Below are 25,743 nucleotides of genomic sequence, written 5' to 3' on the forward strand. Positions count from 1 at the left end.
TCGGATTTGTGGCGGGGCTTCGGACGATCAGAACTTGAAGCCGACGCGGGCGTACCATTCGCGGGGCCGGTTGTAGCTGCCGAAGTAAACCCCGGCCGCGTCGTTGGCGCCTGCCGAAACGAGGTAGCGCTCATCGGTCAGGTTCGTGCCGCCCACGGTCAGGTCCCACTTTCCGCCCGGTTCGCGGTAAGTGAGGCTGGCGTTGACGATGTCGATCGGCTGTCGGCGCAGCGGCAGATAGCGCGCCACGTCGTTCCACACCGCGCTCTTGTGCGTCCAGTCAGCCAGGAACACCATCGATCCGCCGTTGCCAAGGCCAAGCTCATAGCGCGGCGCCAGATTGGTGGACCACTTCGCGGTCTTGGGCAGCTGTCCGCCAACCACGGCACCTTCGCGCAAGCCGGGGATCGGGCCTGCCACGTCGGGGCGCAGCACGCTTGCCGAGAGCGCCGTGAAACAGGCATCGAGATAGCCGACCGAAGCGTTGATCGTCAGGCCCTTGACCGGAGCGACGATGGCTTCGAGTTCCACGCCCTTGATCCGCGCTGTGCCGGCATTGTCGATGGTGGGCGAAGTGCCGACCTGCTGGTTCAACTGGACGTTCTTGTAATTGGTCGAGAAGGCCGCGACGTTTACTTGCAGGCGACGGTCGAGCCAGGTGGACTTCACGCCAACTTCGAAGGTCTCGGCAATTTCCTCGTCGAAATCGGGCGCCACGTTACCTTGCGGGTTGGTCAGTCGCGTGGTCCAACCGCCGGTCTTGTAGCCTTCGGAATAGCTGCCATAGACCATCACGTCGTCATTGGGGTGCAGCTGCACGCCGATCTTCGGCGCGAAGTTCGAGAAGGTCTTGCGGTTCACGCCTGGCACGTAGACCCGTACCGGGTTGGTGGGATCGGGATAGGACAGCGCGGCAAAGCAGGGCGGGCCGCCCGCAGCCTGCGGCGGGGCCAGCGGGAAATCGCCGAACGGGAAGATCGTGCCCGCAGCGTTCGCGCAGCCGAACAACTTGTAGTTGCCGCCGTTCAGATCCTGCTGGCCGCCTTCGAACAGCTTCGTCTCCTTGGTGTATCGCCCGCCCAGCGTGATCCCGATCCAGTCGTTAACGCGGAAATCGACCTGGCCGAAGAAGGCGTAGTTCTTGGTGTCGAAGCTGTTGGGGCCATCCACCTGCAGCAAGCCTTCGTCGAAGGTCACGTAATCGTGCAGGTCACCGTCTTCCTTGAAGTAATAGGCGCCGGCCACGAAATTCAGCTTGCCGTCGAGAAGGTTGGACCCGAGCAATTGCACTTCCTGGCTGAACTGCTGCTGGTTCTGGCTGAAGGTCAGCTCAAGCATGGAAAGCGGCGAACCGTCGAGGTCTGACCCCGCCTTCCAGTCGGTCTTGCGGTAGCTGGTGATCGAGCGGACCATCAGGCCTTCGGCAAGGTCATACTCCAGATTCCCGGCAAAGCCCCAGGCACGCAGCTTGTTGAGCGTCGGACCGGTGGCATAGGTCTTGTCAGGATCGCCGGTGATGAAGCGCCCATCCCATGGCAGGCGATTGTTCGTGGGGTCGGCGTCGGTGTTGACGCCTGCCAGCGAACCCAGGAGGCGACCGGGGTTGACGCTGGTGCCACGCGCGCCACAGATCGCGCTGGCACCGCGTGCGGCGATCTCCGCCTGAGTCGAGCCGATGCAGAAGTTGTAGAGCCCGGCGAAGAGGAAGCCGCCGGCCGGATCGATCGGGTTGATGCCGGTTCCGGGCAGGGGGTTGGTCGGGGCAAACGGTCCCGGCGGGTCCCGGCGGGAAGGACACGCCGAGCAGCGAGTTGTTCTGCCCCGAGGAATCCTGATTGGTGTAATCACCCGAAAGCGTTGCGCGGAAGGCACCGCCATCGTCCCACCGCAGCTTGCCGCGCAGGCTCAAGTTGTTGTCCGCGCTCTGGCGCGATGACGTCGAGTAGTCCGCGTTGTTGAACGAGGTGAAAGGATCGGAATTGGCAATAGCGCGCATTTCCGCCGCGCTACCGTTGTATGGGATACGCTTCTGGAAGCCGCTGCGGCTGGTGACCGCGCCCGTCAGCGAGGCGGCAAGGCCGTCCGTCAGTGGCAGGTCCAGCGTGGCGCGTGCGCGCAGCAGGTCGAAGCTGCCGGTGGTAAGGTCACCGGTCAGGCGGAACTCCTTGCCGGGATTGTGCGTGACGATCGAGATCGCACCGCCGATGGTGTTGCGTCCGAACAGCGTGCCCTGCGGTCCCTTCAGCACCTCGATGCGCTCTACATCTGGCAGGTCCTGGTTGGCGCCGACGGTACGGGCCAGGAATACGCCGTCGAGGTAGATGCCGACGCCCGGATCGATGTTGAACGCAAAGTCGTCAGAACCGATGCCGCGGATCGTTGCGGAAAGCACGGCCGACGATCCCGAGAACGGCGTGCCACCATCAAGGTTGACGTTGGGCGCGATGCCGCTCAACGCAGAAATATCGGCAACGGCGCGCTCCTTCAGCGCAGTGCCGCCGAATGCGGAAATCGCGATCGGCACGTCCTGCACGTTCTCGACGCGCTTCTGCGCGGTGACGACGATCTCCTCGATGCCGCCAGCATTATCGGCCTGCGCGGTTTCCTGGGCAAACGCCGGAACGGCGAGAATTGATGCAGCAAGCGCAAAGACGCTAGCCGAAGTGAATCGAGCCTTCATGCAGAACCTCCCATGTTTATGGGATCGGTCTAGCTGTCCGTTTCAAAGCTGCATGTCCGCGCGCGCAGGAAACCGGACGGATGCGCAAGGACCTGTCAGTTCATGCGGCGATAGTGGCTGGGCGTTGTGCCGAAGTGCTGCTGGAACCGGCGGGCGAAGTGCGCGGGATCGGCAAAGCCGCATTCCATGGCAATGGTGGTGACGCTCGCACCGGGCTCGCTCACCAGCCTCCTTGCCGCGCGGTGCAGGCGGCGGCGCATGATCAAGGCGCTTGGCGTTGTTCCGGTACTGGCAGCAGCGGCCTGTAGCGTGCGCAGGGGAACGCCAAGGCTCTTCGCCAGAACCGACGGGGTGAGGTCTGGATCACCGATCCGTTCAAGGATGACGGCTTCGGCGCGCGTCAGGAGGAAGTGACTGGGCGCTTCCGTCACCTCGCCGCTGCCCTCGATGCACGAGGCAATGATGTTGCCAAGGATGCCCGCGTGCATCTGCCAATGCGCATCGGGTAGAGTCTCGGGCGCTTCCTGCCAAAGCGAGGACATATAGCGATGGGCAAGACGGGTTGAGGGTAGTTGGCCGGAAATGCGCCGTGCAACGAAATCGTCGATGTTGGGCATGCGCTCGGCCAGCGTGCGGCGATCGAACTCCACCACCATCATCTCGTGCGTCGTACTGGTGTCGAAGCGATAGAACTCCTCGGCCGCGCACAGCACCATGTCTCCTTCCGTCAGATCGACGGTGCGGCCACGCTGTTCGAGCCGGGCTGCGCCGCGCGTCAGCAAGTGCGCGACAACCGTCTGATCGGTAGGCCGGGTATGCCTTTCGGCATGGCGCGAGATCACGGCAGCCCGCGAATAGGGGCGAACCATGCGCAGCGTTCCCATCTGCCAGACGGTCAGTCTCGCGTCGAAGCGGTCGCGCGGGGCGTCGACGACCATGCCGGTGTAGGTCGAGGCGATCAGCTCGTTCCAATAATCGAGCCGCTCGACCGGAGCGAGTTCGCGCGTGCTGAGAACTTCGAGCATGGTTTTACCGCCGGTTTCAGGACTCTCCGGCAGCATTGTTATAGAATATAGCAACGCCTGCCAAGCGTGCGCTTGTCAGCCCAGCTTGCGCAGCGGTTCTGACCCGTCCCAGTCCTTCGCGGCGTCCTTGATCATCTGGAAGATGGCATCGGCGCCGGTCATGTTCTGGAGCAGTTCGATGACGTGGCCGGGGCCTTGGCCTGCGTCGACGTAGATCACTTCGCCATCCTCGCCGACCTTACCCTCGACCAAGATCGTTGCACCCGCTTGCGCGCAGGCCGCGCGCGCTTCGGCGATGGAATCGACGAAGATGCAGATATGGTGGAGGCTGTCGGTCACCGCGTATTCGCCGGTGTAGATAGAAGGCTCGCTGTTTTCCGGACGGATCAGTTCGATCTGCACATCACCCCAATAGGCGATGGCAATGGAGAACACCGCGCCGGTGGGCACGCCCTTGTACTTGGCATCCCCGAGCGCGACATTCTCCATCAGGTAGAACGGGCCGACGCCCATCGTCTCGGTCCAGTATTTCACCGCCGCGTCGAAATCCTGCGGCAGGTAGGCGAGTTGGCCGACAGGGCCGAGTTTGGTGATCGCGCGGGTCATTGGAAAAGGCCCTCCGGTGCTTCGAGCAGGCCCTTGAGCGTCTGCAGGAACTGCGCCCCTGCTGCGCCATCAATGGCACGATGATCAACCGACATGGTCAGCTGCATGCGGGTCTCGAAGGCGATGTCGCCACTGTCCGCTTCGACCGCGACGCGATTGGCTCCGCCGACGGCAAGTATCGCACCCTGTGGCGGGTTGATGATCGCATCGAATTGCTCGATCCCGAACATGCCGAGGTTGGAGACGGAGAAGGTGCCGCCATCCATGTCCTCATAGCCGAGCTTGCCTGCTTGCGCCTTGTCGATCAGGGCGCGAGTGGTCGCCGCGATCTGGGCGATGTGCATGCGGTCTGCCTGGCGGACAATCGGAGTCACGAGGCCCTTGGGGCTGGCCACGGCAATGGCGACGTCTGCGTGCGGGAACGAATGCACGCTGTCGCCATGGACCTGTACGTTGACGTCAGGGTGCTTCACCAGTGCCAGCGCCACGGCCTTGACGATGTAATCGTTGATCGACGCCTTGGTACCGAGAACGAGGTTCGCCGTCTTGCGCAAGTCCATCAGCGCATCGACCGAGGCCGAGACGCGCAGGTAGAAATGCGGGATGGTCTGCTTGGCCTCGGTGAGGCGCTTCGCCACGACCTTGCGCACCTTGTCGAAGGGCTGGACGCTCGGCTGGTTGACAACGAGTTCGAACGGCGCACCGAAGACTGGCGCAGCGGCCGTGGTCGGCTTGACCAGCGCCAGCACGTCGGCCTTGGATATGCGGCCGCGCGCGCCGGTGCCCCTGATGGAGGATAGGCTGATCCCGTGCTGCGCGGCAATGCGGCGGGCGAGGGGGGAGGCGAACGCCTCGGGGCTGTCCTCGACAAGTTGCGCGCTGCCCTTGTAGGATACCGCGCGTTCGGGGCGCAAAGCCTGCACCACGTCCTGGTAGGTAATGCGTCCGTTGCGGCCCGATCCTTCGATCGGCTCGATATCGACGCCTTCCGCTTCGGCGAGCTTCAGCGCTTCCGGGCTGATCGCGCGATTGGTGACGATCTTCTTCGGCTCGCGCGCCAGTGCCTGGGCAGGTGCAGCAGGTGTCGCTGCCGCCGGGGCCGGTGCAGAACCACCGCCCTTGGCCGCAACCGAGGTTTCGGCGGGCTTGAAGCCGGCGATGAACTCGTCGACCTCGGCGTCGCTGGTATCGGCATCGGCGAACACCGCCAGCAGCGCCCCCACCGGGTGCGCTTCGTCGCTCGCCGGGGCCAGCAGGCGCTTGAGCACCGCATCGTATTCAGCCTCGACCTCGTTGGTGATCTTGGCGGTTTCGATCAGGCACAGGACTTGGCCTTTGGAAAAGGCCTCGCCTTCCTTGACCATCCATTCGGCGATCGTGCCCTCGGTCATCTCGATGCCCCACTTGGGCATGCAGAACGGGCGGATATTGGCCATGTCGCGGCTCCTCAGCGGTAGCCCAGAACCTTGCGCACCGCCGCCTCGATCTTGTCGATCGAGGGGAGGTAGGCAGATTCCAGCTCGCGCGCGAACGGGATGGGGGTGTGCGGCGGGTTGACCGACAGCGGGGGCGCCTTGAGGCTGGCGAAGGCCTTTTCAGCTACCAGCGCGCAGATATCGGCCCCGAGGCTGCAGCGCGGCGGCGCTTCGTCGACGACAACGAGGCGACCGGTCACTTCGACGGAGTCGAGGATCGTTTCCTCGTCCAGCGGGCTTGTGGTGCGCAGGTCGATTACGTCGCAGCCGATGCCCTCGGCGGCCAGCTTGTCCGCCACCGCTTCGCAGAAGCCGAGAAGCAGACCGGTCGAGACGATCGTCACGTCCTGCCCGGCGCGGGAAAGGCGGGCGTGGCCGAACGGAATCATGAAGTCCGGATCGTCAGGCACTTCGCCGCTGACGCCATAAAGCGCCTTGTGCTCAAGGAAGATCACCGGATCATCGTCGCGGATTGCGGTGCGCAGCAGACCCTTCACGTCGGCAGGAGTGGTCGGCATCACCACCTTGAGGCCGGGCATGCCGGTCAGGATCTGATGCACTGCCTGGCTGTGCTGGGCAGCGGCATTATAGCCCGCGCCATAGGCCATGCGGATCACCGCCGGGCACTTGGTCTTGCCGCCGAACATGTAGCGGAACTTGGCGATCTGGTTCCAGATCTGGTCGAGAGAGACGCCGATGAAGTCGGCAAACATCAGCTCGGCAATCGGGCGCTTTCCCGAAAGCGCAAGGCCCGCAGCCGCGCCCATGATCGCGCTTTCCGAAATCGGCGTGTCGATCACGCGGTCCGCGCCGAACTTCCCGAACAATCCGGTCGAGGTCGACCAGATGCCGCCGATGGCTTCGGGACCACCGGGCGTGCCCATGCCGCCGACAATGTCTTCACCCAGGCACACGACGTTCTCGTCGCGCTCCATTTCCTCTGCGATCGTCGAGACGACAGCGTCGCGGTACATCATTTTTGCCATTGGTCCGCTCCCTCGTCTCAGTACGAAATGTAGACGTCGGTCAGGACGTCTTCGGCGGTGGGACGATCGGCAGCCTTGGCTTGCCGGACGGATTCCTCGATGGCCTCCAGCACCTCGGCGTCGATCTTGTCGAGGTCTTCGCCTGCCAGCAGCTTGGCCTGGGTCACGCTTTCGCGGAACTTCTTGAGGCAGTCGCGCTGCTCGCGTATGCGATCGAGTTCGCCCGGGCCGCGGTAGCGCTGCGGGTCGCCCTCGAAGTGGCCAAAGAAGCGCTCGGTATCGAATTCCACCGCCGCTGGACCGTTGCCGGGGACGCGCACGTAATCGAGCACTTCGCGCATGGTTTCATAGACCGAGAAGAAGTCGGTCCCGTCCCCGCGCCACACCTTCATGCCGAAGGCTTCAGCGCGGCTGGCGATGTCGCCATTGGTGCCGACCGCATACTGATAGCCGGTGTGCTCGGAATAGTGGTTGTTCTCGAACACGAAGATGGTCGCGGCCTTGGTAACCACGGCCATGTTCATCGCTTCGAACGTGGTTCCCTGGTTGCACGCGCCGTCGCCCGAGAATGTGATGGCGACCTTGCCCTTCCCATCGATCTTGGCGGCGATCCCGGCGCCTACCGCGATGGGAGCGCCCGCGCCGACGATGCCGTTTGCGCCGAGCATGCCCTTGTCGACGTCGGCAATATGCATCGAGCCGCCCTTGCCCTTGCACAGGCCTTCGCGGCTGCCCCAGATTTCCTTCATCATTCCGTTCACGTCACAGCCCTTGGCAAGGCAGTGGCCGTGGCCGCGATGGGTCGAGACGATCTTGTCGTCATTGTCGAGATGCTCGCACACACCGACCGCGACGGCTTCCTGCCCGCAATAGAGATGAGTGAACCCGGCAATTTCGCCGGTCTGGATATCGACGTGCAGGCGTTCCTCGAATTCGCGGATCACCTTCATCTGGCGATAGGCGCGCAATAGCGCCTCACGGCTCAGTTGCATCCTCTTCTTCCTTTACAGTCCGAGCACAGTGCGCGCGATGATGCTTGCCTGCACTTCGTTGGTTCCGCCGAAAATTGTCCATGCCCGGCTGTTGAGATAGCGCGCAGACGCGACCTGCGCGCCCTCTGCGTGGATCGGTGCCGGGGCATTGTCGCCATAAAGCGGCCGCGCCAGATCGAGCTGGAGGCCGGCCGGGCCATAAAGATCCACTGCCAGCAGATCGACGTCCTGACGGAGGTTGGAGGCCAGCAGCTTGCACAGCGAGGTTTGCGGTCCGGGCGGGCGACCCTTGGCGATCTCCGAGAGAATCTTCAGCTCGATCATCTCGAGGCTCTGGATGCCCAGTCGCACCTTGGCCACGCGGCGCTTCCAGTCAGTGTCGTCAGCCAGCCTGCCGCCACGCCCATCGGGCTCGTCCTGCGCCGCCTGTTCGATCTGGGCAAGGTCGTATTCCAGCTTGGGCGAATGGCACGAACCACCGCGCTCGTTCTCGAGCAGGAACTTGGCGAGCTTCCAGCCATCACCTTCCTCGCCAACGCGGTCCTCGACCGGCACGATGGCGTCTTCGAGGAACACCTGGTTGACCTCATGGTCACCGGCCAGCGTCAGCAGCGGCCGGACCGAGACGCCGGGCTGGTTCATGTCGACGAGCAGGAACGAGATACCTGCCTGCTTCTTCACGCTGGCATCGGTGCGGACCAGCGCGAACATCTTGTTGGCCCAGTGGGCGTGCGTGGTCCAGATCTTCGATCCATTGAGCTTGTAATGCGTGCCATATTCGGAAAGCACGGCACGGCACTGCAGGCTGGCAAGGTCAGAGCCTGAGCCGGGTTCGGAAAAGCCCTGACACCAGTAATCCTCGCCCGACAGGATCTTGGGCAGGTACTTCGCTTTCTGTTCGGGCGTTCCGAAAGTATAGATCACCGGGGCGACGAGCTTGAGACCCAGCACCGTCAGGTTCGGTGCGCCGGCAAGTGCACACTCCTTTTCGAAGATGTAGCGCTGCGTGGGCGTCCAGCCCGTACCGCCCACGTCCTTGGGCCACTGATAGGCGAGCCAGCCCTGTTCGTTCAGCACCGCGTTCCAGCGCTGGCCGATGTCCGGTTCGACGAACACGGTGGGCGACATCGCGGCGCCATGCTTCACTTCTTCAGGCAGCTTCTCGGCCAGAAAGGCGCGCACTTCGTCACGGAAGGCCAGTTCTTCGGGAGAAAGATCGATATCCATAACTGTCAACGCTCGAGAATTGTAACGGCAGAGACGCCGGGGGCGCCATAGACATGACTGTATGCGGTCTTGGGATTGCCGGGAACCTGCCTGCCGCCGCCATCACCGCGCAGCTGGACGACGTTCTCGTAGACCTGGCGCAGGCCCGATGCGCCGATCGGCTCACCACAGGCGAGGCAGCCGCCATCGGTGTTGACCGGAAGGCTGCCGCCAATCTCGGTGCGACCTTGCGCCAGCCATGCTTCCTGATCGCCGTCCTTGCAGAAGCCGTTCTCGGCCATGTGCATGATCTCCGCGCCGCATTCGGTGTCCTGCAGCTGGGCAAGGGCAATGTCTTCGGGCCCGATACCGGCCATGCGGAAGGCATCGGCGCTGGCGATCTGCGTGGCCGTGGCCTTGCCACCGCCGATGTCGATCGACGGCGCAAAAACCTCGAAGCTCTTCGGCGGGCGGGTGCGCATCGTCGCAGCCTTGAGCCGGACCAGCGGCTTGCCCAGCTCGCGCGCCTTCTTCTCGCTGGCCAGGATCAGCGCGACGCCGCCCTCAGCCGGAGAGCAGAACATGTATTTGGTATAAGGGTCCGAAACGAGCGGCGCCTCGAGAATGGTCTCCATGTCCACCGGTTCGCGCCGCCAGGCATGGGGCGCATGCACCGCATTGCGGAAGGCCTTGTTGGCCACGCGCGCCAGGCTGGTCTGGCTGATGCCGTGATCGTGCATGTAGCGCATGATCTTGGCCGCAAAGAACTGCGTGGTGATCATGTAGCCGGCATCGCCATACCATTCCGGCAGGTTGTATTCCGAAGGCAGGGCATTGAACGCGCCGCGCGGGTGTTTGTCGAAGCCGACGGCAAGACCGATGTCGAACTCGCCGCTCTTGATCGCCATCTGGGCAGAGAACAGCGCCGAGCCTCCCGCCGCACAGCCGTTGCGCACGTTGATGAACTGCACGCCGGTCAGGCCCAGGCGCTCGACCATCGTATCGGGATTGCCGGCCGCGTCCGAGCTGCCATAGGCAAACTGGATCTGCGGCCAGTCGATCCCGGCATCGGCCAGCGCCTCGCGCACGGCATGTACGCCCTGTTCGAGGCCGGACAGCCCATCGGTGCGACCGAACGGGTGAATGCCGACGCCAACAATGCAGACATCGTCGCTCATGCCGCATCTCCTGCAGGCCGGAAGGCGGGGATCATCACCGGATCGGCGGCATCCGGATCGAGCGGTATCATGGTCAGTTCCAGCGGCATGCCGATGCGGATGTCTTCGAAGGCGATGTCGGTCAGGCGCGATTCCACGATCACTTCGCCCGGCAGCTCGACGTAGGCGACGGCCCATGGGCGAAAGGCCTCGGGGCCCTTGTAGGGTGGCGATTTCGGGCGATAGCGCTGGATGGTGTAGGACCACAGCGTGCCGGTGCGTGACAGCGCGACTCGATCGTACCGGTCACCAGTGGGACAGGGAAACACCACGCGGCCCGTATCACGCTCGCGCCCGCCGATCAGGTGCGGCGGCTTGTCCTCGGTAATGAGCCCTTGGGCGATAACGTGCATTCCACTCCCGTCCGTGCAAGTCCGGAGGCCTGATTCCGGTTTCCTGCACTAGACCCGTCGAAGCAGCATTTGCCGACTCTGCAAAACGCTAGGGTGGGCAAAACGCTAGGGTCAGCAAAACGCTAGGGCAAGCAAACGGACAGGGGCGAGCGCATTGGTCGAAGTTGGTCCAGCAGGCGCGGAATTTCGCTCTTGAGGTTGAAGAAGCCCTTGCCGCAGTGGGGCCAGCACAGGCGGTCCCACGTGCGCTGGTGTTCGGCAAGGACCATGCCGTTTGCGGCAAGTCGTGATCGCAGCGCGTCAAGCGCGGCAGCGACCGGACCGACGGGGGCAAAGCCGGTAACCACCTGCCTGCAGCCGTGAAGCTCGGCGAAGGCCACGGGATTTGCGACCCCGACAGGACATTGCCAGTGAGCAGCAGTACGAAGGGCTGCGTCGTCGAGTGCCATCCGGTCCCACTCGTTGGCCGCAAGATCGTCGGCAACAACCACGGCGCGCACGTCAAGATCTGGCAGGACAGTTTCCAGCGAGCAGTCTTCAGGCGTCAACAGGACCAGCGTGGGCAGGGCAGGGTCAGGGGCAACGGCCGTGCGGAGCGGCGATCGCGGCAAGGGTGAAGCCGCCTCGGGAGTGCGCGCCACTCGGGCAAGACCATCGGGCCGAAACCTGCCCCCGGTCATCGCCGCGATCCGGTCGGCATCGGCAAGATAGGTCTTGCCCGGCGTGTGCAAGCCCGCCACCCATCGCCAGCTCAGCGTATTGGAAGCAGGGTCTGCATCGACCAGCTTCTCGAAGAACCACTGCGCACCCAACTGCCAGGGCAGGCCGAGCGTAAAGATCCAGATCGATGCAACCTGCATCCGCGCCCAGTTGTGCAGGTAGCCAGTCGCCGCAAGCTCACGTGCCCAATGGTCGAAGGCATCGATGCCGGTGCGGCCTGCCATCGCCTCGGCAATCATGGTGCCGGGATGAAACGCGCTGACATCGGCGAGGTATGCGCTCCACACCCCGGGGCGCTGCTCCAGCCAGCCCTTCCAGTAGGTCCGCCAGAACACCTCGGCGATGAACTTTTCGCACTTGTCCAGCCGATGCGCCGCCAGAACGCTTCGCACGACTTCATCCTCGCCGATCAGACGGCGGCGCAGCGCGGCGGAAAGGCGGGAGACATTGGCGTGGTTGCCCTGCGGGTCGACGAGATTGCGCCGCGCCGCATAGGCGCTGCCGGCGCGGGGAACGAAACGTTCGAGTCGTTTGAGAGCAGCGGCGCGGGTGAGGGGGAACCTGTCCATGCCCATGGCCTAAACCCGCTGGCAGTAATCCTCGACGTGGCAACAGGGCCGTGTTGCGACAGGATAAGCGCAGGGGCAGAGCAGACGAACCATGAAGGAGTCTGCCCGCTTGACCCGAACAACCCTGCCTCCTGCCGTCACCATATTGGGTCTGGCGGGTTGGCTGCCACAGGCGCTGTGCATCTGGGCAGTCCTGGACAAGGGTCCGTATCAGTGGACCGCCAAGGCGGCAGGCTGCTTCTACGCTGCGCTGATCCTGTCGTTCCTCGGTGGGCTGTGGTGGATGGCCGGGCTGCTTGGCGGGGTGCGGAAGTCCGGGCTCTATGTCGTGTCGGTGCTGCCCAGCCTTGCTGCGTGGGCTGCGCTGCTGCCGTGGAGTGAGGGCTGGCACTGGCCGGGCCCTTCGCTGGTTGCGCTGGGCCTGCTGCTGCTGGCCAGCCCGCTGGTCGACCGCAAGCTTTCCGGCGACGTCACTCTGCCGCCGGGCTGGTTGCGTTTGCGGGCGTGGATGGCGGGCGGCCTTGGCATCCTGACCCTGGCACTCGCATCACTTGGCTGATCTCGCACGCACGTTTCGCTTGGTGGAACGCTCCGGAACAGCGCCGATAGCGAGGCGCCCACAGGCGCGATAACTCTTTCGGCAAGCGGAGATCACGCCGCACCGGAGGGGATATATGCCCGATAAGACCACAGCCCTTGCCATTGCAGGGGCAACGCTGCTCGCGCTGGCCGCGCCGGCCATTGCCAGCCAGAAACTGGGCGAGACGCAACCGATCCGCGCGCCGGAGACGGTCTACGCCAAGACCTGCGGCTACTGTCATGGCCGCAACGTCGGCCCGATCATCCTTGGCCGGGCAATCCCGGCGGAGAGCGTCAAGTACATCGTCCGCCATGGCCAGAACGGCATGCCCGCCTTCCGCCCGACCGAGGTGAAGCCTGAGGAGCTGGAAGCTCTCGCCGCCTGGATCGAGAAAAGCGATGCTCGCAAGGGGGAGCACGGACAATGAGCGATCTGAACCTCGACCGTCGCGGCCTGCTTGGCGCAGGCATCATCGGTGCAGCCAGCCTTGGCCTTGGCACCGGCGCCAGCGCAAGGAACCCCGCGCCGCTCGCCCCTCACATGTCCAAGGCAGACTTTGCCGGGGCGATGAAGGCCTTCCGCGCTGTCGTTGGCGCGGAATGGGTGTTCGGCGATGAGGAAGCTGTCGCTCCCTACGCCAAGGTCTACGTGCCAGACCCGGCGAACCGCCACGTGCCCATCGGAGCGGTCTGCCCCGAAAGCGTTGAGCAGGTGCAGGAGATCGTCCGCATCGCCAACAAGTACCGCCAGCCGCTCTGGCCGGTCTCCACCGGCAAGAACATGGGCTACGGGATGACCGCGCCCGCCACGCCGGGGCAGGTCGTGCTCGATCTCAAGCGGATGAACCGCATCCTTGAAGTCGACGCCGATCTCGGGACCTGCCTGCTCGAACCCTGCGTCACCTACCAGCAGCTCAAGGATTACCTGGTAGACAACAACATTCCGCTATGGATCGACGTGCCGACTGTCGGCCCGATTGCCTCGCCTGTCGGCAACACGCTCGATCGCGGGGTGGGCTATACGCCCTATGGCGAACACTTCATGTTCCAGTGCGGCATGGAAGTGGTGCTGGCCGATGGGCAAGTCATGCGCACCGGCATGGGCTCGATCAAGGGCAGCACCGCGTGGCAGGCGTTCAAGTGGGGCTACGGACCCTATCTCGACGGCCTGTTCACCCAGTCGAACTTCGGCGTCGTCACCAAGATGGGCCTGTGGCTCATGCCCAAGCCGCCAGTCTACAAGCCGTTCATGGTGCGTCATGGCGAAATGGCCGACGTGCCGCGCATCATCGAGGCGATGCGCCCGCTTCGCGTCTCCAATCTCGTCGCCAACTGCAACCTGATGATGAGCGCGTCCTACCAGCTCGCCATGTTCAAGCGCCGCAACGAGATCGTGCCCGATGGCGCGGCCCTCGACGAGGTTTCTCTCAAGAAGGCGGCCAAGGCCAATGGCCTCGGCATGTGGAACACCTATTTCGCACTCTACGGCACCGAACAGACCGTGGCGGGCGTCGAGCCGATCATCCGCGCCAGCCTTGAAGCCAGCGGCGGTGAAGTGCTTACCGCGGCCGAAATGGGCGATAACCCGTGGTTCCATCACCACGCCACGCTGATGGAAGGCGGCCTCAACCTTGACGAGATCGGCCTGTTGCGCTGGCGCGGGGCCGGCGGGGGCCTTGCGTGGTTCGCGCCTGTCGCCGCCGCGCGCGGCGTTGAGGCCGAGCGCCAGACCGCGCTGGCCAAGGAAATCATCGAACGCCACGGCTTCGACTACACCGCCGCCTACGCCATCGGCTGGCGCGACTTGCACCACATCATCGCGCTGCTGTTCGACAAGTCCGATGCCGAGCAGGAGAAGAAGGCCGACGCCTGCTACCGCGAACTCGTCACCCGCTTCGGCGCGCAAGGCTGGGCGAGCTACCGCACCGGCGTGAACTCGATGGAGCTTGTCGCCCAGCAGTACGGGGCCGTGAATCGCGAATTCAACGCCAAGATCAAGCACGCGCTCGATCCCAACGGCATTCTCGCCCCCGGCAAATCAGGAATCGTGTAAGATGATGCGCTTCGAAGGAAAGGCCGTCCTCGTGACGGGCGCCGCCACCGGCATCGGCCGGGCCACAGCCATCGCATTCGCTCGCGAAGGCGCCTCGGTAATGATCGGCGACATCGACGACCGCGCCGATGAAACCGTCGCGATGATTCTCGGAGAAGGGGGCCGGGCGGCCTTCCGCAAGACCGACGTGCGCAAGGCCCCGGAGCTGGACGAACTGGTGGCGCAATGCCTCGACCGCTTCGGCCGGATGGATGCGGCGTTCAATAACGCCGGCGTCCTGCCACCACAGCGTCCGATCCACGAAATTCCGGAGGACGAACTCGACCTTGCCATCGACGTCGACTTCAAGGGTGTGTTCTTCGCCATGCAGGCCGAAATCCGCCACTTCCTGAAGGTCGGCGGCGGGGCAATCGTCAACACCGCCAGCGTCGGCGCGCTGATCGCGGACCCCAATATGAGCGCCTACTGCGCAATGAAGCACGCCGTCTCCGGCCTGACCAAGGCGGCGGCCGTGGAATATGCGCAGCAAGGCATCCGCGTGAACGCCATCGCGCCCGGCTTCGTCGTCACCCCGATGACCCAGCACTGGGCCGACAGCAACGAATTCACCCAGATGTTCTTCGCCCAGAACATTTCAGGCCGCGCCGCGCGCCCCGAGGAAATCGCTCCCACGGTGCTGCACCTGTGCTCGGACGGAGCCAGCTTCATCAACGGCGCCACTTTCACCATCGACGGCGGCCAAACCGCACACTGAGGAGACGGAAATGCGAAAGGTTCTCTCGCTTCTCGCGGCATCGGCGCTTTCAATCAGCGCAGCCCATGCCCAGACACCTGCAAAGGGGCCGCTCGAATACAAGGTGATCCCGACCAGCCCGGTCAGCATGGTGGCCAACGTCACCCTGATCACCGGTGAGAAGGACGCCGTCCTTGTCGACGTACCCTTTGCCCGGTCCGACGCCATGCGCGTTGCCGCTGAAGTGCTCGACAGCGGCAAGAGCCTCAAGGCGATCATCATCACGCATGATCACCCCGATCACTTCTTCGGACTGGACGTGCTGCAGGATGCATTCCCGGACGCGAAGATCATCGCCAATCCGGTTGCCGCCAAGGATATGGCGCGCTCGATCCCGATCAAGTTCAAGCGCTGGAGCGGACAGCTCGGCACGAATGCGCCCAAGCGTCCTGTGCAGCCCGTGGCGATGGCCGGAGACAGCTTCGATCTCGAAGGCCACAAACTTCAGGTTCTGGGCCCGATGCAGGGCGATCACGTCCATTCGACCGTGGTCTGGGACGCCGAGACCCGCACCCTGATTGCAGGGGACATTCTCTACAATGGCGTCTACGTCTGGCTCGGCGAACACGGACCTGCGCAGTACGATGCCTGGCTGAAGACGCTTGACCAGCTCGAGGCGCTCAATCCGGTCAAGGTCGTCGCCGGACACACCAAGCCCGGCCTGCCTGATGACAGCATGAGCATCGGCTGGACCCGCGCCTACATCAAGGCCTTCGCCGAGGCGCGCAGCCGGTCGAAGACCTCAAAGGAACTCGCCGCGATCATGGCCGCGAAGTATCCCAATGCGACCGAAGTCTACGGCGGGTTCCTGCTCGGCATCTCCAGCCAGGTTGGCGCTGGCGAAATTCCGCCGTGGGATGAGTGAGGGACGATGAACGAGACGGAAGGCTGAGACCTCGAACGGCCGCTTCATGCACATGCCTCGGTGACCACCCTCAAGTCGCCAGCGAGATATAGCCCAGCTGCGCCGCCTTGAAGACTGTCTGGCTGCGGTTCACCGCATTGAGCTTCATCGAGGCGTTGTGGATGTGGAAACGCACCGTGGCCCGGCTGCGGCCCATGATCATGCTGATTTCCAGGTCGGTCTTGCCGATGGCCGCCCAGCGCAGGCACTCCACCTCACGCTTTGACAGGCGCGAGCCCGAGGGCAGGGCCTGCGCCGATCCCATCGCATGGACATAGCTGGCGATGAAGGTGCGTGCATAGATGCCGAAGGCGTCGCCGTTCTCAAGGAACACGTCATCCAGTTCGGTCTGCGCAGGATCGAGCGGATTGAAGCTGACTGCACCGATCTGCCCGAACGGCAGGTGCACGGGCACGACGATGGCAGCGCGGGTCATCGCGCGAGCCTCGAAGTTGGTGAGGTCGATGGCGGTCAGGTAGTGGTTAGGCTGGCGGGTGTGAAAACCGTTGGCGTTCACCCAGAATGGCTCGCTCTCGAACCGGCACGCAGACGTCAGCGGCGAATCGAGCGCGATGCGCGAATTGCGCCACCACACCTTCTCGTCGTTCCAGCCGAATACGTCGCGTGCCAGGATGTTGCCATCGGCATCGACCGGCGTGCGCTTGTCAGCAATATCGTGCGCAGGGGCGGCACGCATGCCGGCGGCCGTTGCGATCTGGTGCAGGGCTTCTGCCGCGCGGCGCACGTCCTGCGGATTGCTGATCCTGACCGAGTCGATCGACTCCACCGAAAGCTGCACTGACCTCTCCTGTACTTATGGACATGGGTCATACCGGCCAAGTGCTTTGGAAACAACGACGGTATTGGCTCAAACGCCTAGTCATTTGCGCAGCATGGCGAGCCGTGCGAACTTGTTACAGGTCGTCTCCTTGAGGAGAGGGACGTGAATTTCGACCTGAATGAAGACGAGGAAATGCTCAAGGCCCTTGCCGAGCGCTTCGTTGATGACAACTACGACCTCGATCGCCGCCGTGTCTATCTCGGCGGGGCGAATGGCTTCTCGCCGCAGATGTGGTCCCTATTGGCCGAGCTCGGCCTCGTTGCGGCACCCCTGTCATTCGAAAGTGGCGGGATGGCGCTAGATGCCACTGCGATCGCCACGGTGTTTCAGGCGCTGGGCAAGGGCCTCGTCGTCGAACCCCTGATAGAAAACGTGATGGTCGCAGCGCGGCTGTTCGAACGCGTCGCTCCGGCCGATCTTGCTGCGCAGTGGATGGAAGGCCTCGCCATGGGCACCCGCCGCCTTGCGCTGGCCCATGCAGAACAGCGTGCCCGTGCAGGACGGACCTTCATCGAAACGCGCGTTGATGATGCGGGCGCTCTGACCGGAGCGAAATCGTGCGTTCCCGCCGGCGCCGGCGTTGATGCCTATATCGTCACCGCGCGCGAACATGGCGCACCTGCCGATCAGGACGGCGTGGTGCTCTATCTCGTCGCCGCCGATGCGCCCGGTCTTTCGATCAACCCGTGGCGGATGGTGGACGGATCGCTGGCAGTCTCGCTCGATCTCGCTGCGGTGCCGGCCCAGCGGCTCGGCGGCTCGCTGGCCGATGTCGCCGAAGTCGGCGTGCTTGCCTCGCTCGCCCGATCTGCCGAGGCGCTGGGCATAATGCAGCAGCTGTTCGATGCCACGCTCGATTACCTGCGCACGCGCCAGCAGTTCGGCACGCCCCTGGGCTCGTTCCAGGCGATCCAGCACCGCATGGCCGCGCAATATGCCGCGATCGAGCAGGGTAGGGCACTGCTCGATCTTGCCATTGTCAGCCAGGGATCGGACAGGTTCGCCACCGCCGTTGACGGCCTGCGCGCCTTCGTCGCCCCGGCTTCGGTCGAACTAGGGCACGAGATGATCCAGTTCCATGGCGGCATGGGCGTGACCGACGAACTGTTCATCGGCCACGGTCACAAGCGCCTGCTCGCCCTGTCGCGCTGGCCCGACGACGGCCTTGCCGCGCTTGACCGGTTTGCTGCTGCCTGAAGGAAGATGGCCCGAACCTGAAGGTTTCAGGGCCGTCTTGCCTCAGAATTCCGACCAGTCTTCGGCAAGCGCGAGGCTGCCGCTGGTTTGCATCGGAGCAGCTGACTTTACAGGAGACTGAAGGGCAGCACCGGGCGAACGTACCACGACCGGTCCGGTAACCCTTGGCCTGGCGCTCGGCTGATCCTTGATCAGGAACGCGCCGACGCCTGCGGACAAGGCATTGGCCTGTTCCGACAGACTGCGCGCCGCCGCTGCCGATTGCTCGACCATGGCGGCGTTCTGCTGCGTCATCTGGTCCATCTCGGCCACGTCGGCATTCACGCCGGCAAGGTTGCGCACTTGCTCTGCGGTATGCGAGGCGACTTCGGTGATGAAGCTGCTGATCTCGTCGATCAGTCCGTTCAATTCGCCGAGGACGGAGCGCGTCCGCTCGACGGTCGTGACGCCCCTGGCAACCGTGCTGGTACTGCTATCGACCAGCCCCTTGATATCCCGCGCAGCTTCGGCGCAGCGCTGGGCAAGGGCGCGCACCTCGGTGGCGACAACGGCAAAACCCTTGCCGGCCTCCCCTGCGCGCGCCGCTTCCACGCCAGCGTTGAGCGCCAGCAAGTTGGTCTGGAAGGCGATGCCGTCGATCAGCCCGACAATCCGGCCGATTTCCTGAGACGACTTCTCGATCTCGTGCATGGAATCCATTGCCGAGGCGGCAACCTCGTGGCCTTCTGCGGCCTTGGCGGCTACGCTGGCCACGGAGCGGTGGGCGGTATCTGCGCGCTCCGCGGTCTGGCCAAGCGCTCTGGTAACCTGGTTCATCGCCGTCGCCGCACGTTGCAGGTTGGCGGCCTGCCGTTCGTTGCGGCGGGCAAGATCGGCTGAAGCTGCGTCAATCTCCTCCGATCCGGTCAGCACCGTTCCGGCGAGGCCGCGAATGCTGGCGAGCGCGTCCGAGATGCTGGCAAGCCCCGCATTGAAATTGCGTCGCATCTCTTCGTACTCGCCGGGGAACGCCTCGTTGACTTCTGCCGTGAGGTCGTTGGCGGCCAGTCGTTCCAGCGAACTGTTCATCCGATCGATGATCCGGCGCTGCGTTTCCAGATCGGTCGAGGCGCGGATGCTGAGGCGAAACTTCTCCATCGCCTTGGTCATGCGCCCCACGCAATCCGTATGGTGCGTATAGTGGATAGGGCTTTCGGTATCGCCGCCGGCCAGCGCTTCCATGCGCACCACCGTGTCCACATAGGGCCTGCAAATCCGCTCCGTCACGGTGCGCATGATCATGAAGGTCAGGACCAGCGAGATGACTGCGGCGCCTGAAACGAGCATGAGGATGTGCTCGGGGAACAGCAGAATGGCGGGAACGTCGAAAAGGTTCAATGCCGAAGCGCCCACGAGCGCCAGCATCATCACGCGCATTTTTTCGCGGATCGGCGCCTGCGTTTCGAACCAGTCCAACATGCAGCGGTTCCTTTCTTTCCTCGCCGCTTCCATTGGTGCGCACGGCGATGAACTGCGAACAATCTCGCGAACCGTCTTACCTCTCGAGCATGAACGCCGGCCTCCATGCCCGATTGTTGAAACTCCTCATGTCCTTTGGTGCAGATTTCGGCTTGGCCAAGGGGCAGGACCCTCGCGATGCGCGCAGCATCCTTCCAAGGTACAATTGGCCTCGTCCCGGCTTGGGCGCACACTGCCGCCAGATCTCGATAACAGGATTTCGGAGGACCGAGGATGTTGCAGCAGGCCCTTAGCCAGTTCACTGGCGTTTCACTCATTCGCGACAAGTTCGACAACTTCATCGGCGGCAAGTGGGTTGCCCCGGTGAAGGGTGCGTACTTCGACAATATCTCGCCGGTGACGGGCCAGGTCGTGTGCCAGGTCGCGCGTGGCACGGCCGAGGACATCGAGCTGGCGCTCGATGCCGCCCACGCTGCCAAGGATGCCTGGGGCAAGATGTCGACCACCGAACGGTCGAACATCCTGCTCAAGGTCGCCGACAAGATGGAAGCGAACCTCGATCTGCTGGCGATGGCCGAGACCATCGACAACGGCAAGCCGATCCGCGAGACGACCGCCGCCGACATTCCGCTCGCCATCGACCACTTCCGCTATTTCGCCGCCTGCGTGCGGGCGCAGGAAGGTTCGATTGCCGAGATCGACCACGACACCGTCGCCTATCACTTCCACGAACCGCTGGGCGTGGTCGGCCAGATCATCCCGTGGAACTTCCCGATCCTGATGGCGGCATGGAAGCTTGCCCCGGCGCTGGCCGCAGGCAACTGCGTGGTGCTCAAGCCTGCCGAACAGACCCCAATGTCGATCCTCGTGCTCGCCGAACTGATTGCCGACATCCTGCCCGCCGGCACGCTCAACATCGTCAACGGCTTCGGCATCGAAGCAGGCAAGCCGCTTGCCACCAACAAGCGCATCAGCAAGATCGCGTTCACCGGCGAGACCACCACCGGTCGCCTGATCATGCAGTATGCGTCGGAAAACCTCATCCCCTGCACGCTGGAACTGGGCGGAAAGAGCCCGAACATCTTCTTTGCTGACGTGATGGACCACGACGACGACTTCCTCGACAAGGCGCTCGAAGGCTTCACCATGTTCGCGCTCAACCAGGGCGAAGTCTGCACCTGCCCGAGCCGCGCGCTGGTGCATGAATCGATCTATGACCGCTTCATGGAAAAGGCGATTGCCCGGGTCGAGGCGATCAAGCTCGGCAGCCCGCTCGATGCATCGACGATGATCGGCGCGCAGGCCTCGAACGACCAGATGGAGAAGATCCTCTCCTACATCCAGATCGGCAAGGACGAAGGTGCCAAGGTCCTCACCGGCGGCGAGCGCGCGATGCACGAGGGCGATCTTGCGCAAGGCTACTACGTCAAGCCGACCGTGCTCGAAGGCCACAACAAGATGCGCGTGTTCCAGGAAGAGATCTTCGGTCCGGTCCTCGCCGTGACCAGGTTCTCGACCGACGAGGAAGCATTGGAGATCGCCAACGACACCCTCTACGGCCTCGGTGCTGGCGTCTGGACCCGCGATGGAACCCGCGCCTATCGCTTCGGCCGCGGCATCCAGGCAGGGCGCGTGTGGACCAACTGCTACCACGCCTACCCGGCCCACGCGGCATTCGGCGGCTACAAGCAGTCGGGCATCGGGCGCGAAACCCACAAGATGATGCTCGATCACTACCAGCAGACCAAGAACCTGCTGGTCAGCTACAGCCCCAAGAAGCTTGGCTTCTTCTGAGGCGGAAGATGGAGATACCGGCGTAACTGCTGGAGGGAGACGGCGCGGCGCAGGGAGGAAGGTCCCGCCCGCGCCGTCACCATTTGTGATCTGCCCTTTGCACTTCGGCCGCAAGAGCGCGAAGGTGAAGCGATGAACAAGAGAGGATGAACCGATGGCCCAAGTCGTCGTCAACGTGATGTACAACGCGCCTGCCGATCCGGAAGCGTTCGAAGCCTATTACTTCGGCACGCACATGCCGATCGCAGGGAAAATTCCCTCGGTCGAGAAGGTCGTCCTCCTCAAGGGCCTGCCCGGACCCGATGGGAGCCCTCCGCCGTACTACCGCCTGACCCAGATCTGGTTCGCCGATGCCGCCGCCATGGCCGCAGGCATGGGCTCGGCCGAAGCCCAGGCCGCAACTGGCGACATTCCGAACTTCGCCACGGGCGGCGCATCGGTCATGATCTCCGAAGTCGGATGAGCAACCTGCCGGCCCGCGTTCTCAATACGCCTGAAGCCGGGGACTGGATCGCCCGGCTGACGGCTGCTCACGGACCGCTGATGTTCCATCAGTCGGGCGGATGCTGTGATGGCTCCGCCCCGATGTGCTTCGTGGCTGGCGAGTTCCGGGTCGGAGGGCAGGACGTGCTGCTCGGCCATGTGGCCGAGGGTACGCCGGTATGGATCGGGGCGGCGCAGTTCGAATACTGGCGGCACACCCAGGTCACCATCGACGTCGTTCCGGGGCGCGGCTCGGGGATGAGCCTTGAAGCGCCCGAAGGCGTGCGCTTCATCGTGCGCAGCCGGGTGTTCAGCGATGATGAAAGCGCCGCGCTCGAGGCCGCAGGCGAGCCGCCGCGAGGGGACAGCGTTGCACTTGGCGAGGGCACGGCTTCGCCCTAAGCTGCGCGGCAGGCAGGAGAACCCGCAAGAGGTCAGGCCATGGAGGATGCGGTGATGGAAACGGCGACAGCAGTGGACGAGGCGCGCATGATAGCGTGCACTTCGCGCGCAGCCGATCCCCGCGCCGCAGTGGCCGAGCTTGCCGAGTGCATCGAAGGCCGCAAGTTGGCCGGGGCGCTGCTGTTCTGCTCCAACGCCTATCCCCGCGATGCCCTTCAGGCCGAACTGGCCAGGGCTATGCCCGAAGTGCGGCTCTTTGGCTGCACCAGCGCAGGTGAATTGAACGATCAGGGGTATGATACCCATTCGGTCGTGCTGATTGGATTCCCCGAAGGCCCCTTTTCCATGGCCTCGCTGCGCTTTGACGATCTCGATCATTTCGATCCGCAGGCTGCACAGGGCGCCATCCGCCAGCTCGTCGCCCAATCGCGGCGCGAACATGGCGAGGGGCTGCATCAGGTCGCGCTGTTCTTCGTCGATGGCCTTTCCCACCGCGAAGAACTGCTGACGATGACCGCGCAACATGCGCTGGGCGATATCCAGTTGATCGGCGGGTCAAGCGGCGACGGCCTGTCGTTCCGCGACACGGCCATTTTCCACGAAGGAGCCTTCCACAAGGACGCCGCTGTCATCGTCCTTCTCACCAGCCGCCGCCCTCTGCATGTCTTCTGCAAGAGCTTCTATCGTCCCGGCCCAGCCAAGATGGTCATAACCGAGGCCGATGCCGAATCTCGGGTCGTCACCGAGATCAATGCCGCCCCCGCCGCCGAGGAATACCGCCGCCTTGCCGGAAGTCCGCCGTCCGAACTCAACGCCCAGTTCTTTGCCGCCTATCCTCCCATCGTGCGCACCGGCGGCCAGTTCCACGTCCGGTCGATCCAGACGGCCAATGACGATGGCTCGCTGACCTTCTACTGCGCGATCGATACCGGCGTCGTCCTGTCCATCGGGGAACCGGTAGATCGCATCGCCGAAATGGATGCCCTGTTCGATGAAATCGGTCGCAAGGTGGGCGAGATCGACCATGTCGTCGGCTTCGATTGCGTGCTGAACCGCCTCGATGCCGAAGACCGCCAGCAGGCCGGCATTGTCTCGCGCATGTACGTCGCCAACCGCGTTTTCGGCTTCAACACCTATGGCGAGCAGTTTCGCGCCGCGCACATGAACCAGACATTCACCGGTCTCGCCGTCGGGCGATGAGCGGCTCGAATCTCACCGGCATTCTTGCCCCCGCCATGGTCAATGGCGAGGACGAGATCACCGCCTTGCGCGCCCGCGTGCGCCAGCTCGAAAAGATCAACGCCGCGCTGATGGACCGGGTGGAACGCTCAGGTGACATGGAGGGCGGCGCGTTCTCGATGTTCGAAACCGCCATCGCGCTCGAATCCGTGGTCCGGGACCGCACGAGCGCGCTCGAGGCGGCCATGGCCGAACTCGCCGCCGCCAACGAAGACGCCACTGCCGCCCGCGTCCTGCTGCGCGATGCGATCGAATCCCTCAGCGACGGGTTTGCCCTCTTCGACGCCGATGACCGCCTGATCCTGTGCAACCGCGCCTTCCTCAAGATATTCCCTGCCGTCGAACCGATTTCCGGTGACAGCCCCGAGTTCGCCGAAATGGCCAGCCGCGTGGCGCTGACCGGCTCGACTCTCGGCGCCGCAACCGGTCCGGATCGCTGGCTCAGCGACCGGGTCGACTGGCACCGCCGTGCCGAAGGGGCCCATGTGCAGGCGCTGGGCGACGGGCGCTGGATCCAGATCAACGAACTGCGCACCAGCGATGGCGGCATCGTCGGCATCTATACCGATATCACCTCGGTCAAGGCCGAGGACGCCCGCCAGCGCGCCTTGGAACTGGCAGAGCGCAACCTCGCGTTGCAGGCCACGCTCGATACCCTGTCCGAAGGCGTCTGCCTGTTCGATGCCCAGCGCCGGATGCAGGCGTGGAACGAAGGCCTCGTCCGCGTGCTCGGCCTTTCCGGCAGTGACCTGCTGCGCCATGTCGAAAGCCATGCCCAGCTGGTGCAGTGGTGCAGCTGGCGATTGGGCCTCGAATGTGCCGACAGCCTTGCCTGGCGGGAAGGCGATACGCGCCAGCTTTCCGCCGAATGCCTGATGGATGGCCGGCACTTCGTGATCCGCTCGGTCCCGCTCGGTAACGGCGGCATGGTCTTCACCTTTGACGACGTGACCGACCACGTCAGCCTGCAACGCTCGTTGACCGAGACCGCCGAACTGCTGGAGCGCCGGGTGCAGGAGCGCACCGCCGAACTGGTCGAAGTCAACCGCCAGCTGGTCGAGGCAAAGAACGAGGCCGAAACCGCCAACCGCTCCAAGACCAGCTTCCTCGCCGCCGCCAGCCATGACTTGCTCCAGCCCCTGAACGCCGCGCGCCTGTTCGTCTCGGCAATGGACGGCCTCAAGTTGCCGGAGCGTCCGCGCGCTCTCGTCCGCCAGGCGTCAACCGCGCTGGATTCGGTCGAGGACCTGCTCGAAGCCCTGTTCGAGATTTCCCGCCTCGATGCCGGTGCCATCCAGCCCGAAATCGGCGATCATTCGCTCGGCGCGATCCTCCATGCCCTGCGCGTGGAATTCGCCCCGCTCGCCGCCGCCGGCAAGCTCGAATTCGACGTGGTCGAAACGCCGGCCTGGGTTCGCTCCGACGCGCGCCTCTTGCGCCGCGTCCTCCAGAACTTCGTATCGAACGCGATCCGCTATACCGAGGCTGGCCGCGTCGCTGTCGAAGTCGACGAGATACAGGGCATGATCCGCGTCACCGTGCGCGATACCGGCCCCGGCATCGCCGCGTCCGACCGCGAGGAAATCTTCGGCGAGTTCCGCCGCGTCGGCAAGACGCAGAAAATCCCCGGCAAGGGCCTCGGCCTTGCCATCGTGCGCCGCGTGTCGACCATGCTCGATCACCCGATCGGCCTCGATTCCGTCCCCGGCCTCGGTTCCGCGTTCTCGATCATGCTCCCCCGCGTCGAACCTGTCGCCGCGCCTGCGCCGGTCGAGCCGGCCTCGGGACCGTCGACCGGCAGCGGCGGCCTTGTCCTGGTGATCGACAACGATCCCGCGATCCTCTCGGGCATGGAAGCGCTGCTCGAGAACTGGGGCCTCGAGGTGGTCACCGCGCGCGATCCGGCAGAGGCCTGCGTCGCTGCCGCTCTTGCCCGCCGCCCTGCCATGGCCATCGTCGATTACCAGCTCGATGACGGCCTGACCGGAGAGCAGGCCATCGCCGCGCTGCGAGCCCGGGCCAACTTCGATCTGCCCGCCATGGTCATCACTGCCGACCGCAGCGAGGAGACCAAAGCCCGCTTGAACGCACTGGTGCTGCCGATCCTCAACAAGCCGGTCAAACCCGCCCAACTCCGCGCCTTCCTGCGCCAGAGGGACGTTCTCTGATCC

General features: G+C 64.2%; 24 protein-coding genes. 11 read left to right on the plus strand and 13 right to left on the minus strand.

All coding sequences use genetic code 11. The annotated features are described in order from the left end of the window. Nucleotides 1-27: 27 nt before the first annotated feature. The 11 genes from AX703_RS28865 to AX703_RS09885 all read right to left on the minus strand — a co-directional run bounded on the left by AX703_RS28865 (nucleotide 28) and on the right by AX703_RS09885 (nucleotide 11,829). Nucleotides 28-1,590: a TonB-dependent receptor gene (locus AX703_RS28865; RefSeq protein ID WP_369821008.1), complete on the minus strand. Its 1,563-nt coding sequence runs from the start codon at nucleotides 1,588-1,590 to the stop codon at nucleotides 28-30. Next, on the minus strand, nucleotides 1,502-2,680 hold the full coding sequence (locus tag AX703_RS28870) for a TonB-dependent receptor (protein ID WP_369821007.1): 1,179 nt from the start codon (nucleotides 2,678-2,680) through the stop codon (nucleotides 1,502-1,504). Before AX703_RS28870 ends, AX703_RS28865 begins: the two co-directional genes overlap by 89 nt. A gap of 95 nt (nucleotides 2,681-2,775) precedes the next feature. Next, nucleotides 2,776-3,705: a helix-turn-helix domain-containing protein gene (locus AX703_RS09845; protein ID WP_062343827.1), complete on the minus strand. Its 930-nt coding sequence runs from the start codon at nucleotides 3,703-3,705 to the stop codon at nucleotides 2,776-2,778. A 75-nt stretch (nucleotides 3,706-3,780) separates the two neighbouring features. Continuing rightward, nucleotides 3,781-4,311 (minus strand): VOC family protein, encoded by a 531-nt coding sequence (locus AX703_RS09850; protein ID WP_062343828.1) that lies wholly within the window; start codon nucleotides 4,309-4,311, stop codon nucleotides 3,781-3,783. Then, on the minus strand, nucleotides 4,308-5,747 hold the full coding sequence (locus AX703_RS09855; protein WP_062343829.1) for a dihydrolipoamide acetyltransferase family protein: 1,440 nt from the start codon (nucleotides 5,745-5,747) through the stop codon (nucleotides 4,308-4,310). The genes AX703_RS09850 and AX703_RS09855 overlap by 4 nt, the downstream gene beginning before the upstream one ends. 11 nt (nucleotides 5,748-5,758) lie before the next feature. Next, complete coding sequence (locus AX703_RS09860; RefSeq protein ID WP_062343830.1) at nucleotides 5,759-6,772, minus strand: alpha-ketoacid dehydrogenase subunit beta; 1,014 nt, start codon at nucleotides 6,770-6,772, stop codon at nucleotides 5,759-5,761. Nucleotides 6,773-6,789: 17 nt separating this feature from the next. After that, the gene (locus AX703_RS09865) at nucleotides 6,790-7,764 is read right to left on the minus strand and encodes a thiamine pyrophosphate-dependent dehydrogenase E1 component subunit alpha (protein WP_062343831.1); all 975 of its coding nucleotides are present in this window, start codon (nucleotides 7,762-7,764) and stop codon (nucleotides 6,790-6,792) included. 12 nt (nucleotides 7,765-7,776) lie between these two features. After that, on the minus strand, nucleotides 7,777-8,991 hold the full coding sequence (locus AX703_RS09870; protein WP_062343832.1) for an acyl-CoA dehydrogenase family protein: 1,215 nt from the start codon (nucleotides 8,989-8,991) through the stop codon (nucleotides 7,777-7,779). A gap of 5 nt (nucleotides 8,992-8,996) precedes the next feature. After that, nucleotides 8,997-10,148, minus strand: a complete 1,152-nt coding sequence (locus AX703_RS09875; protein ID WP_062343833.1) for a thiolase family protein — start codon at nucleotides 10,146-10,148, stop codon at nucleotides 8,997-8,999. Further along, nucleotides 10,145-10,540, minus strand: a complete 396-nt coding sequence (locus AX703_RS09880) for a Zn-ribbon domain-containing OB-fold protein (protein WP_062343834.1) — start codon at nucleotides 10,538-10,540, stop codon at nucleotides 10,145-10,147. Before AX703_RS09880 ends, AX703_RS09875 begins: the two co-directional genes overlap by 4 nt. 122 nt (nucleotides 10,541-10,662) lie before the next feature. Beyond that, nucleotides 10,663-11,829: an FAD-binding domain-containing protein gene (locus tag AX703_RS09885; protein ID WP_197423668.1), complete on the minus strand. Its 1,167-nt coding sequence runs from the start codon at nucleotides 11,827-11,829 to the stop codon at nucleotides 10,663-10,665. Nucleotides 11,830-11,938: 109 nt separating this feature from the next. Here AX703_RS09885 and AX703_RS09890 point away from each other — a divergent pair, with 109 nt between their 5' ends. From AX703_RS09890 to AX703_RS09910, 5 genes are all read left to right on the plus strand, one after another. Further along, nucleotides 11,939-12,388, plus strand: a complete 450-nt coding sequence (locus tag AX703_RS09890; protein ID WP_231735474.1) for a DUF3429 domain-containing protein — start codon at nucleotides 11,939-11,941, stop codon at nucleotides 12,386-12,388. A 115-nt stretch (nucleotides 12,389-12,503) separates the two neighbouring features. Then, a complete protein-coding gene (locus AX703_RS09895) occupies nucleotides 12,504-12,836 on the plus strand; it encodes a cytochrome c (RefSeq protein ID WP_052242517.1) in 333 nt (110 codons plus the stop codon). Further along, complete coding sequence (locus AX703_RS09900; RefSeq protein WP_062343836.1) at nucleotides 12,833-14,461, plus strand: FAD-binding oxidoreductase; 1,629 nt, start codon at nucleotides 12,833-12,835, stop codon at nucleotides 14,459-14,461. The genes AX703_RS09895 and AX703_RS09900 overlap by 4 nt, the downstream gene beginning before the upstream one ends. 1 nt (nucleotide 14,462) lies before the next feature. Then, nucleotides 14,463-15,215, plus strand: coding sequence for an SDR family NAD(P)-dependent oxidoreductase (locus tag AX703_RS09905; protein ID WP_039335649.1), 753 nt, complete (start codon nucleotides 14,463-14,465; stop codon nucleotides 15,213-15,215). A 10-nt stretch (nucleotides 15,216-15,225) separates the two neighbouring features. Continuing rightward, entirely contained in the window at nucleotides 15,226-16,119 is an 894-nt protein-coding gene (locus AX703_RS09910) for an MBL fold metallo-hydrolase (RefSeq protein ID WP_062343837.1), read from the plus strand. Nucleotides 16,120-16,189: 70 nt separating this feature from the next. Here AX703_RS09910 and AX703_RS09915 read toward each other — a convergent pair whose 3' ends face one another. Further along, nucleotides 16,190-16,957 carry a LuxR C-terminal-related transcriptional regulator gene (locus AX703_RS09915; protein WP_039335645.1) on the minus strand — a complete coding sequence of 256 codons (768 nt, stop codon included), beginning with the start codon at nucleotides 16,955-16,957 and terminating at the stop codon, nucleotides 16,190-16,192. Between the two features lie 144 nt (nucleotides 16,958-17,101). Between AX703_RS09915 and AX703_RS09920 the strand changes: the two genes are divergently transcribed. Next, the gene (locus tag AX703_RS09920) at nucleotides 17,102-18,196 is read left to right on the plus strand and encodes an acyl-CoA dehydrogenase family protein (protein WP_062343838.1); all 1,095 of its coding nucleotides are present in this window, start codon (nucleotides 17,102-17,104) and stop codon (nucleotides 18,194-18,196) included. 42 nt (nucleotides 18,197-18,238) lie between these two features. Here AX703_RS09920 and AX703_RS09925 read toward each other — a convergent pair whose 3' ends face one another. After that, nucleotides 18,239-19,654 carry a methyl-accepting chemotaxis protein gene (locus tag AX703_RS09925; RefSeq protein ID WP_197423669.1) on the minus strand — a complete coding sequence of 472 codons (1,416 nt, stop codon included), beginning with the start codon at nucleotides 19,652-19,654 and terminating at the stop codon, nucleotides 18,239-18,241. 273 nt (nucleotides 19,655-19,927) lie between these two features. On the opposite strand from AX703_RS09925, the gene adh reads away from it, so the two are divergent. The 5 genes from adh to AX703_RS09950 all read left to right on the plus strand — a co-directional run bounded on the left by adh (nucleotide 19,928) and on the right by AX703_RS09950 (nucleotide 25,740). Beyond that, nucleotides 19,928-21,448: an aldehyde dehydrogenase gene (gene adh / locus AX703_RS09930; protein WP_039335642.1), complete on the plus strand. Its 1,521-nt coding sequence runs from the start codon at nucleotides 19,928-19,930 to the stop codon at nucleotides 21,446-21,448. Between the two features lie 154 nt (nucleotides 21,449-21,602). Then, entirely contained in the window at nucleotides 21,603-21,911 is a 309-nt protein-coding gene (locus AX703_RS09935; protein WP_062343840.1) for an EthD family reductase, read from the plus strand. After that, nucleotides 21,908-22,333: a DUF779 domain-containing protein gene (locus tag AX703_RS09940; RefSeq protein ID WP_062343841.1), complete on the plus strand. Its 426-nt coding sequence runs from the start codon at nucleotides 21,908-21,910 to the stop codon at nucleotides 22,331-22,333. The genes AX703_RS09935 and AX703_RS09940 overlap by 4 nt, the downstream gene beginning before the upstream one ends. A gap of 54 nt (nucleotides 22,334-22,387) precedes the next feature. After that, nucleotides 22,388-23,533 (plus strand): FIST N-terminal domain-containing protein, encoded by a 1,146-nt coding sequence (locus AX703_RS09945; RefSeq protein ID WP_062343884.1) that lies wholly within the window; start codon nucleotides 22,388-22,390, stop codon nucleotides 23,531-23,533. Continuing rightward, nucleotides 23,530-25,740 (plus strand): PAS-domain containing protein, encoded by a 2,211-nt coding sequence (locus tag AX703_RS09950; RefSeq protein ID WP_062343842.1) that lies wholly within the window; start codon nucleotides 23,530-23,532, stop codon nucleotides 25,738-25,740. Before AX703_RS09945 ends, AX703_RS09950 begins: the two co-directional genes overlap by 4 nt. The last annotated feature ends 3 nt before the right edge of the window (nucleotides 25,741-25,743 follow it).

It is taken from the genome of Novosphingobium sp. CCH12-A3, from assembly GCF_001556015.1.
Classification (GTDB): Bacteria; Pseudomonadota; Alphaproteobacteria; order Sphingomonadales; family Sphingomonadaceae; genus Novosphingobium; species Novosphingobium subterraneum.

Coding starts and splice junctions, on each gene's coding strand:
- AX703_RS09875 (WP_062343833.1), bottom strand. CDS start 10,148: ATGAGCGACGATGTCTGCATTGTTGGCGTCGGCATTCACCCGTTCGGT.
- AX703_RS09900 (WP_062343836.1), top strand. CDS start 12,833: ATGAGCGATCTGAACCTCGACCGTCGCGGCCTGCTTGGCGCAGGCATC.
- AX703_RS09880 (WP_062343834.1), bottom strand. CDS start 10,540: ATGCACGTTATCGCCCAAGGGCTCATTACCGAGGACAAGCCGCCGCAC.
- AX703_RS09845 (WP_062343827.1), bottom strand. CDS start 3,705: ATGCTCGAAGTTCTCAGCACGCGCGAACTCGCTCCGGTCGAGCGGCTC.
- adh (WP_039335642.1), top strand. CDS start 19,928: ATGTTGCAGCAGGCCCTTAGCCAGTTCACTGGCGTTTCACTCATTCGC.
- AX703_RS09935 (WP_062343840.1), top strand. CDS start 21,603: ATGGCCCAAGTCGTCGTCAACGTGATGTACAACGCGCCTGCCGATCCG.
- AX703_RS09945 (WP_062343884.1), top strand. CDS start 22,388: ATGGAAACGGCGACAGCAGTGGACGAGGCGCGCATGATAGCGTGCACT.
- AX703_RS09865 (WP_062343831.1), bottom strand. CDS start 7,764: ATGCAACTGAGCCGTGAGGCGCTATTGCGCGCCTATCGCCAGATGAAG.
- AX703_RS09855 (WP_062343829.1), bottom strand. CDS start 5,747: ATGGCCAATATCCGCCCGTTCTGCATGCCCAAGTGGGGCATCGAGATG.
- AX703_RS09925 (WP_197423669.1), bottom strand. CDS start 19,654: ATGTTGGACTGGTTCGAAACGCAGGCGCCGATCCGCGAAAAAATGCGC.
- AX703_RS09905 (WP_039335649.1), top strand. CDS start 14,463: ATGATGCGCTTCGAAGGAAAGGCCGTCCTCGTGACGGGCGCCGCCACC.
- AX703_RS09910 (WP_062343837.1), top strand. CDS start 15,226: ATGCGAAAGGTTCTCTCGCTTCTCGCGGCATCGGCGCTTTCAATCAGC.
- AX703_RS09870 (WP_062343832.1), bottom strand. CDS start 8,991: ATGGATATCGATCTTTCTCCCGAAGAACTGGCCTTCCGTGACGAAGTG.
- AX703_RS09940 (WP_062343841.1), top strand. CDS start 21,908: ATGAGCAACCTGCCGGCCCGCGTTCTCAATACGCCTGAAGCCGGGGAC.
- AX703_RS09885 (WP_197423668.1), bottom strand. CDS start 11,829: ATGGACAGGTTCCCCCTCACCCGCGCCGCTGCTCTCAAACGACTCGAA.
- AX703_RS09860 (WP_062343830.1), bottom strand. CDS start 6,772: ATGGCAAAAATGATGTACCGCGACGCTGTCGTCTCGACGATCGCAGAG.
- AX703_RS09895 (WP_052242517.1), top strand. CDS start 12,504: ATGCCCGATAAGACCACAGCCCTTGCCATTGCAGGGGCAACGCTGCTC.
- AX703_RS09950 (WP_062343842.1), top strand. CDS start 23,530: ATGAGCGGCTCGAATCTCACCGGCATTCTTGCCCCCGCCATGGTCAAT.
- AX703_RS09850 (WP_062343828.1), bottom strand. CDS start 4,311: ATGACCCGCGCGATCACCAAACTCGGCCCTGTCGGCCAACTCGCCTAC.
- AX703_RS28870 (WP_369821007.1), bottom strand. CDS start 2,680: ATGAAGGCTCGATTCACTTCGGCTAGCGTCTTTGCGCTTGCTGCATCA.